Origin of the sequence: Kitasatospora sp. NPDC058115 (assembly GCF_042884635.1) — a bacterium.
In the GTDB taxonomy this organism is placed as follows: Bacteria; Actinomycetota; Actinomycetes; order Streptomycetales; family Streptomycetaceae; genus Kitasatospora.
On record NZ_JBHVTL010000006.1, the window covers coordinates 279,303 to 290,658 of the forward strand.

Annotated in this window: 9 protein-coding genes; 4 read left to right on the forward strand and 5 right to left on the reverse strand. The window is 74.5% G+C overall.

Features of this window, described 5'->3' with window-relative positions; all coding sequences use genetic code 11:
- Positions 1–78: 78 nt before the first annotated feature.
- Positions 79–1,443: a dipeptidase gene (locus ACFVVL_RS09095; RefSeq protein ID WP_387672738.1), complete on the reverse strand. Its 1,365-nt coding sequence runs from the start codon at positions 1,441–1,443 to the stop codon at positions 79–81.
- A 67-nt stretch (positions 1,444–1,510) separates the two neighbouring features.
- On the opposite strand from ACFVVL_RS09095, the gene ACFVVL_RS09100 reads away from it, so the two are divergent.
- Positions 1,511–2,926 (forward strand): geranylgeranyl reductase family protein, encoded by a 1,416-nt coding sequence (locus ACFVVL_RS09100; protein WP_387672741.1) that lies wholly within the window; start codon positions 1,511–1,513, stop codon positions 2,924–2,926.
- A 132-nt stretch (positions 2,927–3,058) separates the two neighbouring features.
- Here ACFVVL_RS09100 and ACFVVL_RS09105 read toward each other — a convergent pair whose 3' ends face one another.
- Both ACFVVL_RS09105 and ACFVVL_RS09110 read right to left on the reverse strand, forming a co-directional pair.
- Positions 3,059–5,356, reverse strand: coding sequence for a glycosyl hydrolase family 18 protein (locus ACFVVL_RS09105; RefSeq protein ID WP_380296093.1), 2,298 nt, complete (start codon positions 5,354–5,356; stop codon positions 3,059–3,061).
- 214 nt (positions 5,357–5,570) lie between these two features.
- Positions 5,571–6,563, reverse strand: coding sequence for an ArsR family transcriptional regulator (locus ACFVVL_RS09110; RefSeq protein ID WP_387672745.1), 993 nt, complete (start codon positions 6,561–6,563; stop codon positions 5,571–5,573).
- 77 nt (positions 6,564–6,640) lie between these two features.
- On the opposite strand from ACFVVL_RS09110, the gene ACFVVL_RS09115 reads away from it, so the two are divergent.
- Positions 6,641–7,987: an MFS transporter gene (locus ACFVVL_RS09115; protein ID WP_387672748.1), complete on the forward strand. Its 1,347-nt coding sequence runs from the start codon at positions 6,641–6,643 to the stop codon at positions 7,985–7,987.
- A gap of 4 nt (positions 7,988–7,991) precedes the next feature.
- On the opposite strand, the gene ACFVVL_RS09120 is transcribed toward ACFVVL_RS09115, so the two are convergent.
- The gene (locus tag ACFVVL_RS09120) at positions 7,992–8,408 is read right to left on the reverse strand and encodes a RidA family protein (RefSeq protein WP_380296114.1); all 417 of its coding nucleotides are present in this window, start codon (positions 8,406–8,408) and stop codon (positions 7,992–7,994) included.
- Between the two features lie 378 nt (positions 8,409–8,786).
- Here ACFVVL_RS09120 and ACFVVL_RS09125 point away from each other — a divergent pair, with 378 nt between their 5' ends.
- Entirely contained in the window at positions 8,787–9,560 is a 774-nt protein-coding gene (locus ACFVVL_RS09125; protein ID WP_380296097.1) for an enoyl-CoA hydratase family protein, read from the forward strand.
- Positions 9,561–9,643: 83 nt separating this feature from the next.
- Here ACFVVL_RS09125 and ACFVVL_RS09130 read toward each other — a convergent pair whose 3' ends face one another.
- The gene (locus ACFVVL_RS09130) at positions 9,644–10,393 is read right to left on the reverse strand and encodes a maleylpyruvate isomerase family mycothiol-dependent enzyme (RefSeq protein ID WP_387672751.1); all 750 of its coding nucleotides are present in this window, start codon (positions 10,391–10,393) and stop codon (positions 9,644–9,646) included.
- Positions 10,394–10,521: 128 nt separating this feature from the next.
- On the opposite strand from ACFVVL_RS09130, the gene ACFVVL_RS09135 reads away from it, so the two are divergent.
- Positions 10,522–11,280, forward strand: coding sequence for an acyltransferase (locus ACFVVL_RS09135; protein ID WP_380296100.1), 759 nt, complete (start codon positions 10,522–10,524; stop codon positions 11,278–11,280).
- Positions 11,281–11,356: the final 76 nt, after the last annotated feature.

Consider the following 11,356-nt stretch of genomic DNA (forward strand, 5'->3'; position numbering starts at 1 on the left):
GGGACGGCGCGGCCCGGCAGCGGTCCGCCGAACGGGTCCGCCGAAGGGGACCGCCGAACGGGACCGCCGAACGGCCCGTCAGACGGAGCGCAGCTCCGCGTAGCGGCGCAGGAAGAGCGCCTCGGTGAGGGCCATCCGCTCCAGCTCCAGCGGGTCGACGCTCTCGTTGACCGCGTGGATCTGGGTGGTGGGCTCCTCGACGCCGATCAGGATGATCTCGGCCTGCGGGTAGAGGGTGCGCAGCGTGTTGCAGAGCGGGATCGAGCCGCCCTCGCCGGAGGCCACCATCGGGGTGCCGAAGGCCTCGGCCATCGCCTCGCCCATCGCCTCGTAGGCCGGGCCGGAGGTGTCGGCGCTGAACGCGGCGCCGTTGCCCAGCCGCTCCACGGTGATCTGCGCGCCGAACGGCACCCGGGCCTCCAGGTGGGCGACCAGCGCCTCCTGGGCGGCGCCGGTGTCCATGCCCGGCGGCACCCGCAGGCTGACCGAGGCCTTGGCGGAGGCCTGCACCGAGGAGGTCGCGCCGATCACCGGCGGGGCGTCGATGCCCAGCACGGTGACCGAGGGGCGGGCCCAGAGCCGGTCGGCGACGGTGCCGGTGCCGGTGAGCGCCACGCCGTCCAGCACCTTGGCGTCGGCGCGGAACTGCTCGTCGGAGTACTGCACGCCGTCCCAGCGCTGGTCGGTGGCCAGGCCCGCCACGGCGACGTCGCCGTTCTCGTCGTGCAGCGAGGCGAGCACCTTGACCAGGGCCTGCAGGGCGTCCGGGGCGGCGCCGCCGAAGGCACCGGAGTGCAGGTTGCCGGCCAGCGTGCGGACCGAGACGTCGACCACGGTCATGCCGCGCAGCGAGGCGGTGACGGTGGGCAGGCCGGGGGCGAAGTTGCCGGTGTCGCCGATCACGATGACGTCGGCGGCGAGCAGCTCGGGGTGGGCCTCGGCGTAGCGCTCCAGACCGCCGGTGCCCTGCTCCTCCGAGCCCTCGACGATGACCTTCAGCCCGACCGGGTAGCCGCCGTCCACCTGACGCAGCGCCCGCAGGGCCGTCAGGTGCATCAGGATGTTGCCCTTGCAGTCGGCGGCGCCGCGCCCGTACCAGCGGCCGTCGCGCTCGGTCAGCTCGAAGGCGGGGCTGAGCCAGGCGTCCTCGTCCAGCGGCGGCTGGACGTCGTAGTGCGAGTAGAGCAGCACGGTCGGGGCACCGGCCGGGCCGGGGAGCTCGCCGTAGACCGACTGGGTGCCGTCGGGCGTGTCCAGCAGCCGGATGTTCGTCAGGCCCTCGGCGGCGAAGGCGTCGGCGACCCAGCGGGCGGCCTTCTCGCACTCCTCGACCGGGAACTGGCGCGGGTCGGCGACCGAGGGGAAGGCGACCAGGTCGGCGAGGTCGGTGCGGGCGCGGTCCATGAGGGACCGCACGGCGTCGGCCAGGGGCTGCTGCGGCATCGGGTACTCCGGGAGGGGCTGGTCCGTCCGAGGGGGTGGTGCGGGCGAACGGCGTTGACGGTGGGTGATGCCGATCATAGGCCGAGCCGCCCGCAGGGCCCCGGGGACGTCGGCACGGGCCGGGACCGGGCCCGCGCCCCGGGCCGCGCCGGGCCCGCCCCGACCGGGAATTCGGTCGCGCGTTCGGGGCGGTGCGGCCGACGACGGCGGGGGCGGCGGCATAGGATTGCTGCCCGTGACTGACTCCGGAAGCCCCGATTCCCCCAGCCCGCTCGACGCCGAGGCCGCCGGGCCGGACCGGCCGGACCCGTTGGACGGCGTCTGGGACGTCGTCGTGGTCGGCGCCGGGCCGGCCGGCGCCTCCGCCGCGCACGCCGCGGCCGCGCAGGGCCGGCGCGTGCTGCTGCTCGACAAGGCCGAGCACCCGCGCTACAAGACCTGCGGCGGCGGCATCATCGGCCCCTCCCGGGACAGCCTGCCGCCGGACTTCAGGCTGCCGCTCCAGGACCGGGTGCACGCCGTCTCCTTCGCCTACCGAGGCCGCTTCACCCGCACCAGGCGCTCCAAGCGGATGCTGTTCGGCCTGGTCAACCGGGACGAGTTCGACCTGCGCCTGGTCCAGGCGGCCAAGCAGGCCGGGGCGGTGCTGGTCACCGGAGTGACCGTCACCGGGGTCGAGCAGCGCGGCGGCGAACACCGGACGGCGCTGGTCACCGCCTCCGACGGGCGCAGCTTCGAGGCGCGCGCCGTGGTCGGCGCGGACGGCAGCGCGAGCCGGATCGGCCGGCACGTCGGCGTCTCCTTCGACCAGATCGACCTCGGCCTGGAGGCGGAGATCCCCGTCCCGGCGGACGTCGCCGCCGACTGGGCGGGCCGGATCCACCTCGACTGGGGCCCGCTGCCCGGCAGTTACGGCTGGGTGTTCCCGAAGACCGAGTCCAGCAGCCTGACCGTCGGGGTGATCTCGGCGCGCGGTGACGGCGAGCGGACCAAGCAGTACCTCGCCGACTACATCCGCCGCCTTGGCCTGTCGGGCTTCCCGCCGAGCGTGGAGTCCGGGCACCTGACCCGCTGCCGGGCCGAGGACTCCCCGCTGTCGCGCGGCCGCGTCCTGGTGGCCGGCGACGCGGCCGGGCTGCTGGAGCCGTGGACCCGCGAGGGCATCTCCTACGCGCTGCGCTCGGGCCGGCTGGCCGGGGAGTGGGCGGTCAAGCTGGCCGAGGCCGGCACCGCGGCGGAGGTCCGGCGCGAGGCGCTGAACTACGCGTTCGCGATCAAGGCGGGCCTCGGGGTGGAGATGCGGGCCGGCAAGCAGATGCTGAACGCCTTCGAGCGCCGCCCGTACCTGTTCCACGCGGCGGTCTGCCTGGTCGACCCGGCCTGGCGGGCCTTCGCCCGCACCACCCAGGGCCACACCACCTTCGCCCAGGTGCTGCGCCAGTACCGCTCCGCCCGCCGCCTCGCCGCCCTCGCCTCGCGCTGATCCGGCCCTCGCCCCGGGCTGGTCCGGCCGTCGCCCCGCGCTGGTCCGGCCGTCGCCCCGGGCGGTGCGGGGCGCACGGAAAGGGGCCGGTCCGCCGGACCGGCCCCTTCCGACTACCGTGGTGCTACGTGACTACTTGAGTCCGCCGTCGAGGGCGTTGATCAGGGTGCCGCCCGGGGTGTCACCGGTCATGTCCCAGATCATCGCGCCGAGCAGGCCCTTGGACTTCAGCCAGGCGGTCTTCTTGCCGATCGACCAGGCGTCGTCGAAGGTCCACCACTGCCCGCCCGCTCCGGTGTAGCCGAAGGTCGCCACCGACTGCTCGTCGTGGTAGACGGAGAGGTTGGGGAAGGTGGTGATCAGGTTGTTGTACCCGCGGGTGCCGGCCTCCTCGGCGAACTGGCCCGGGGCTGCGCCGGTCGCGCTCTGCCACTCGCCCTTGACCCCGCCGTCCGCGACGCCCTGCCAGCCGCGGCCGTAGAAGGCCAGGCCGATGGTGAGCTTGCGCGGGTTGACGCCGGCGTCGAGGTAGGGCTTGACGGCCCCTTCGACGCTGAAGTGCGTGGTGTACGGGTCCTGGGCGTCCACGTAGAGGTTGCCCTGGTGGCCGGCGCGGTTCGGCTCCCACGAGTTGTCGCTGCCGGCGCCGTGGAAGTCGTAGCCCTGGATGTTGGCGATGTCCAGGTAGTTGAAGATCTTCGAGAGGTCCCAGCCCTGGTTGATCTTGACCGGGTCGGCCGGGGTGAAGGCGGTCAGCAGCTTGTGCGAGCCGCCGAGCGCGTCCAGCTGCTTGCGGAACTCGGCGAGCAGCGCGGTGAGGTTGTCCTTGTCGTTGGCGCTGTAGTGGTTGCCGGCGTGGCCGTCGGGCGAGCCGGGCCACTCCCAGTCGATGTCGATGCCGTCGAAGATGCCGGCCGCGACGCCGTCGCCGCCCGCGCCGTTGTAGGCGGGCAGGTTGCCCTTGATCCAGATGTCGATGCAGGACTTCACGAACTTCTGCCGGGACGCGTCGGTGGCCGCCGCGTCGGAGAAGTACTTGGAGTAGGTCCAGCCGCCGAGCGAGGCGACGACCTTGAGGTGCGGGTACTTGGCCTTGAGCTTCTTCAGCTGGTTGAAGTTGCCGCGCAGCTTGCCCCAGCCGTCGTCGGCCACGCCGTCGATCGACTGGGCGGCGCTCATCGGGCGGGCGTAGTCGGCGTCCGCGTCACCCGCGCCGGTGCCCTGGTCGGGGTCCTGCGGGTTGGACGTGGTGCCCCGGGTGACGCCCGCCATGCAGGTGAGGTTGACCGGGTCGATGTTCTCGAACGCGTAGTTGATGACGTCGAGCTTGGCGGCGCTGCCCGAGGTGTCGAGGTTCTTCACGAAGTACTGGCGCCCGTAGATGCCCCACTGGGTGAAGTAGCCGACCCGGGCGTACTTGCCGGTGCCGACCAGGTCGGAGGTGGTGACCTTGAGCGCGGTGGAGGCGGGCGAGGCGTTGTCGGCGCCGTCGCGGGCCTTGACCGTGAAGGTGTAGGAGGTGGAGGGGGAGAGGCTGCCGACGGAGGCGGTCAGGGTGGAGCCGGTCACCGTGCGGACCAGCGTGCCGTCCTGGTAGACGTCGTACGCGGCGACCTTCAGGTTGTCGGTGGCGGCGTTCCAGGCGAGCGTCACGTCACTCGAACCCACCGCGGTGGTGCGCAGGTTGGTGGGTGCGGTGGGCGGCGTGGGATCGGTGGCCGGGTCGAAGGTCGAGGCGGTGACCGGCGCGCTCAGCGGGCCGACGTTGCCGCGGGTGTCCTTGGCCCGGACGGTCAGGGTGTAGCTGGTCGCCGGGGTCAGCCCGGTGGCCAGCGCGTCGGTGGTGGTGCTGGTGCCGACCACGGTGGTGCCGTTCAGCACCTCGTAGGAGGCGACCGGGAAGTCGCCGGCGGTCGCGGCGGACCACTTCAGCGCCAGGCTGTGCGCCGTCGAGTCGGTCACCGTCGGGGTGCCCGGGGCGGACGGCAGGACGTCCGAACTGCCGTCGCACTTGTCGCCGTTGATCCGGCAGCCGGTCGGCGTGCCGATCGGGCCGTTGGCGACGAACCAGAAGCTGTACGGCTCGGTGGTCCGGCCCGCGGGGACGTTGGCGTTGTAGAACGCGGCGACGGCGGTGACGTGGCGGCCGTTGACCGTCGCGGTGCCGTTGTAGCTGTTCTGGATGGTCACGCCGGCCGGGAGGTCGAACTCGATGGTCCAGCCGTTGACGGCGGTGGTGTTGTCGTTCTTGACGATGTAGGTGCCCTTCCACCAGGAACCGCTGTTCTCGCTGGTGAAGGCGGCGGTGAGCTTGCCGGCCGCGCTGGCCGGGGTGGCCAGGGCGGTGATCGCGGCGAGCGGGAGGAGCAGGACGGAGAGCAGCGCGAGCAGCCTGTGGCGGCCTCGGCGCGTGCGGGATCGAACGGACATGGTTCTCCCTGCGACTGTGGGGGTTGGACAGGGTGACGCCGAACCGTACGGGGTGGTGCGGGAGGTGCTTCGGGCTTGTGACATGCCCACCGCCGTGGGGAGACGGGGGCATGGGCACTGTAGGAGGTACAGACCAATGCGTCAACAGGTCTGTACCACTGAAGAGTTGGCCGGGCCGTCGGCCGGGCCGTCGGCTCTGGCGTCGGCCGGGCCGTCAGCCGTGCCGGGTCCCGCCGCACAGGTCGTCGCCGAGCGGGCTGCGGCGGTACAGCACCGAACGGCCGTGCCGCGCCCGGGTCACCAGGCCCGTCGCGTGCAGCACCGCCAGGTGCTGGCTCACCGCCCCCGGCGTCACCCCCAGCCGGTAGGCGAGATCGGTCGTGGAGGCCGGCTCGGCCAGCAACGCCAGCAACCGGGCCTTCGGCGCGCCGACCAGCCGCTCCAGCGCGCGCGGGATCACCGGCGGACGCCGGCCGGCCATCCCCGCCTGCCCGCGCGCCGGATAACCGATCTGCGGCGCACGGTCGTTGCTGATCATCGTGACCGCGCCCCGGGCGAAGAACGTCGGCACCAGGACCAGCCCCCGCCCGTCCACCGTGATCTCGCCGTCCCACTCCGTCCAGCGGCGGTCGATCGAGAGGATCCCGTCCGCCCAGCGCAACCGGTGGTCGAGATCGGCGAACAGCGCCGCCGCGCCCTGCTGCGCCAGCACCCGCGACCGGTAGACCAGATCCGCCTCCAGCACCGCCCGCGCCCGCGGCCACCACGCCGGCGCCAGACAGCGCTCCCAGTACTCCTCCAGCGCGTCCGCGATCCGCGCCAGCAACCGCGCCGGATCGGCCAGCCCGTCCGCCAGCACCGCGGGCAGCACCTGGTGGTGCGGCAGGAACGTCTGCTCCAGCTCCCCTCGCAACCGCTCCGGCGGCAGCGCCCGCACGACGGCCAGCTCGGCGCGGAAGTCCGGCCACGGGGAGGCCGGGCGGGGCGTCAGGAAGTCCGGGATCCAGCGGTTCGCGGCGACCAGCGAGAGCAGCAGCGACGAGTCCAGCCGCTCGAAGGACGGCCGCAGCCGCTCGAAGGCCGCGGAGTGCAGGGCGTAGTGGCCCGGATGCGTCCACATCCGCAGGCTGAGCGCGGCCTCCTGGATCGGCGAGCAGGCGAACCAGGTGGTGGCGAGATCACCGAGGTCGAGCTTGAACCGGTGCACGCCGCCTCCCCCCGGACGTTTCAGGCCCAGCCTAAATCAGTACGGCCGGGCGGCGGCGCCGGGGTGGAATCGGGGGCATGACCACCCCACCGGCGGCGAACGCCGCACCGAGTTCCGCGCTGCCCGCGTCCAGGGCCTCCCGGCTGCTGCACCCCGACCCGACGGTGCGCCGCCTCGCCCGGATCACCCTGCTCAACACCCTCGGCAGCGGACTCTCGCTCTCCGTCGGCGTGCTGTTCTTCACCCGCTACCTCGGCCTGAGCGCGGCCCGGCTCGGCCTCGCGCTCACCGCCGCCGGCCTGTGCGGCGTCCTCGCCAGCGTCCCCGCCGGGCGGGCCGCCGACCGCTGGGGGAGCCGGCCCGTCCTGGTCGTCCTGGTCACCCTCACCGGCCTCGGCACCGCCGGCTACACCGCGGCCGGCGGCTACCCGGCGTTCGTGGCGCTCGCCTGCCTGGTCGCCGCCGCCGACCGGGGCTCGGCCGCCGTCCGCAACGCCCTCTACGCCGAGGTGCTGCCCGCCGACAAGCGGGTGGCCGGCCGCGCCTACCTGCGGGTGGTCACCAACGTCGGGCTCTGCCTCGGCACCGGCGTCGGCGCGATCGCACTCCAGGTGGACTCGCGCACCGGCTACCTGACGGCCATCCTGGCCGACGCGGCCTCCTACCTGGCGGTCGCCGTGATGTTCCACCGGCTGCCGGGAGTGGGAGCGGGAGCGGGAGCGGGGGCGGGGCCGGGGCCGGGGCCGGGGTCGGGCGCCCGCGACGCCGGCCACGGGGCGCGGGCCGACGGCCGGCCGCGGCCGGCCCGCGAACGCAACCCGGCGCTGCGGGACGGACCCTTCCTGCTGGTGACCGCGCTCAGCTCGGTGCTCGCCCTGCAGTTCGCCATGCTGGAGGTCGGCATACCGCTGTGGATCGTCCAGCAGACCGACGCGCCCCGGATCACCGTGGCCGCCACCCTGGTCGTCAACACCGTGCTGGTCATCGCCTTCCAGGTCCGCGCCACCCGGGGCACCGAACACCCGGCCGCCGCCGCACGGGCCTGCGGCCGGGCCGGGCTCGTCCTCGCCGCCTCCTGCCTGGTCATCGCCCTCGCCCACGGCGCACCCGCCGCGATCGCCGCCGTGGTGGTGCTCGCGGGCGTCGCCCTCCAGGCCACCGGCGAGGTCCTCGGCCAGGCCGGCACCTGGGCGCTCAGCTACGACCTGGCCGGCGAACGGGCCCACGGCGCCTACCAGGGCGTCTTCAACGCGGGCAGCGCCGTCGCGCTGATGATCGGCCCGGCGGTCGTGTCCACCGCCGTCATCGGCCACGGCCTGCTCGGCTGGGCCGCCCTCGGCGCACTGCTCGCCGCCGCAGGCCTCGCGATGGGCCCCGCCGTCCGCTGGGCGGCACGACGGGGCGAGGCGGCGGTGGCGCCCTGAGGGCCTACTCCGGCACCACCGCGAACGCCTCGATCTCCATCAGCACCTCCGGCAGGAACAGCGCCGCCACCTGCACCGCCGACGACGCCGGCAGCGGCACCTCCCCGAGCGCCTCGTCCCGGGCCTCGCGCACGGCGGGCAGGTCGCCCAGATCGGTGAGGAAGTACGTCAGCTTGACGACGTGCGAGAAGTCCGCCCCCGCCGCCGCCAGACACCGCCGCAGGTTCTCGAACACCTGCCGCGCCTGCGCCTTCGGGTCCCCGACCCCGACCACCCGCCGTTCCTCGTCGAACGCCACCTGCCCCGACACCGCCACCAGCCGCCCGCTCCCCGTGACGACCTGCGTGTACCCCGTCCCCGGCGCGACCCCGGGCGGCTCGGCGATGTGGGTGAGCGGGGCGGCCCTGCGCTGCGATTCCATGGTCATGCGCCCATCGTGGCCGACGGCCGGTCACCGCACCAGGCGTTCACGGCCAGTGCGCCGGTCCCGAGCGGGCGCCGAAGCACGCGGTCCGGCACGTCGCAGGCGTTCAGCGGCCCCGCCCGGCCCGGCCCCGCCCGGCCACGCCGCCGGGGACGGGCCGCACCCCTCCGGGACACCGGTCCGCCTTCCGGAGCCGTTCGGCCCGGAGCCCGACGCCTCGCGGCGCCGAACCGGCCCGGCGCGGGTGACCACGGCGACGAGCTGGGCACTTCCCGAGGGGAGGGTGGGCATGCCAGAGTCGTCCGGGCGCCCGCGGCCCACCGGCGGCGGGCGCCCGCTGCGACCCACCCTCAGCCGGAAAGCAGGACCGCACCGATGACCAGCGAAGCGCCCCTCGTCCGCGTGACCACCGAGGACGCCGTCACCACCCTGACGCTCGACTCGCCGCACAACCGCAACGCGCTCTCCACCCGGCTGATGGCCGAACTGACGGCCGGACTCGCCGCGGCGGCCGCCGACCCGGAGGTCCGCGCCGTGGTGCTGACGCACGCGGGCAAGGTGTTCTGCGCCGGGGCGGACCTCTCCGAGGCGACCGGCGCCGACCCCACCGTCGGACCGCGCGGACTGGTCGACCTCCAGCGGGCGATCGTCGACTGCGCCAAGCCGGTGATCGCCGTGATCGACGGGCACGTCCGGGCCGGCGGGCTCGGGCTGGTCGGCGCGGCCGACCTGGCACTCGCCGGGCCGGCCGCCACCTTCGCGTTCACCGAGGTCCGGCTCGGGCTCGCACCGGCCGTCATCTCGCTGCCGCTGCGCCCCAAGCTGGACCCGCGGGCGGCCTCCCGCTACTACCTCACCGGCGAGGTCTTCGACGCCGCCGAGGCCGCCCGGATCGGGCTGGTCACCCAGGCCGTCGACGCGCCGGAGGCGGCCGAGGTCGCGCTGAAGGGCCTGCTGGACGCCCTGCGGCTGGGGTCGCCGCAGGGCCTCGCGCAGTCCAAGCGGCTGGCCAACGCCGAGGTGGTGCGCTCCTTCGAGCGGGACGCCGACGGACTGGTGGAGCTGTCGGCGCGGCTGTTCTCCTCGGAGGAGGCGCAGGAGGGCATGCGCTCGTTCCTGGAGAAGCGCCCGGCGCGCTGGGTGCGCTGACGCGCCCCTCGGGCCCGCCGCGCGCCGGGTGCTGAGTGCCGCGCGCGGGGTGCCGGGTGCCGGGTGCTGGGGCGCAGGGGGCGTCAGCCGATGGTGGCCGTCTCGCGCCACAGGTCGAGCACCGAGGCGTCCCCGGCGGTGACCACCCGGCCGGTGCCGGCCGGCAGGCGGTTCCAGAGCAGCAGGTAGAGGTCGCGGGCCGGGCCGGTGAGCGTCAGATCGGCCGGACGCTCGGCGTGTTCGACGCCGAGCGGCTCCGGGCCGATGGTCAGCAGCCAGCGGCCGGGGCCGTCGTCCGGGCTGATCTGGATCGTCCGCCGCCGCTCGCTGCGGGCCGCGGAGCGGGCGGTCAGGAAGCGGGTCAGCTCGTCGATGCCGTCGAGGGCGAGCCGCCGGTCGGTGTGCGGTCCCTCGGCGCCGGCGGCCGCGTCGGCGTCGATGCGGTGCACGGCGGTCTCGTGCGCCTGGCGGCGGGCCCAGAAGGCCAGCGAGCTCGGCGCCGGCAGGAAGGTCCAGCAGTCGAGGTCGGCCGGGGCGGCGGTGAGCGTGTCGACCAGCGTGGCGTGGCCGGTGCGGAACCAGTCGACCAGGTCGGCGTCGTCGGGCTCCGGCCCCCAGGCGGCCCGTTGGCGTTCGGCGTCCATCGGGACGGGCAGCCGGTCCCGGACGGTGCCGGTCACCCAGCGGTGCACCTGGCCGATGTGCAGGACGAGGTCGCGAAGCCGCCACTCCGGGCAGGTCGGGACGGGAGCGGCGGGGTCGGTCCGGGCGGCGGCGTCCCCGAGCAGGGTGCCCTCGCGGCGCAGCGCGTCGAGGTGCGCGGTGATCTCCATGGCCCGAGTCTGGCAGCAGGGTGGAATTCCGCCCACCGTTTTTCCGAACACGCTTTCGATGTGACCGGCCCGTGTGACCTTGGCCGCCCTCTCGCCGGGCGGACCCTACGGACCGGTAGCGTGAGTGCATGTCGATCACGCGTTCCCTGTTCAGCGCCGCCCGGGCCGGCGGCCGGCGAGCCGCGGGCCGGCTCGTCCACCGGGGCTGGCGGTGGGTGCAGCAGGCCGGCGCGGTGTCCAGCGAGAACCCCGGGCCGTACCGGTTCGGCGAGTTGGGCGCGGGGACGAAGCTGACGTTCCCGCTCGGCGCGGTCTTCAACGAACAGTGGATCACCATCGGCCCGTTCTCGATCATCGGCGAGCGGGTGACCATCAGTGCGGGCTTCCTGCCCGGTCTCGACCTCGGGCCCGAGCCGATCGTGCGGATCGGCGGCGGCTGTGTGATCGGCCGGGACAGCCACATCGTCGGCCACCAGTCGATCGTGCTCGGCGACGACGTGTGGACCGGACCCGGCGTCTACATATCGGACCAGGCGCACGAGTACCGGGCCACCGACCTGCCGATCGGCAAGCAGTGGCCGCGCAACGAGCCCGTGGAGATCGGCTCCGGCAGCTGGATCGGCACCGGCGCGGTGATCCTGCCCGGCGCCCGGCTGGGCCGCAACGTGGTGGTCGCGGCCGGTTCGGTGGTGCGCGGCGAGGTGCCGGACCACACGGTGGTCGCGGGCGCCCCGGCGAAGGCGGTCCGCCGGTGGACGGCGGAGGAGGGCTGGCAGCCGCCGTTCCGCAACGAGCCGCCGCGCCCGCTGCCGGACGACGTGACGGTCGCCCAACTGCGGGAGCTGGCCGGGTGGGACCTGCGGATGCCGGGCGAGCCGGGGGCCTGACCGCTGTTGCGGTCTCCGGTCTGCGGGTTCGGGCCCGGGCCCGGGCCCCGGGCCGCACCAGGGTCTTATAAACAAA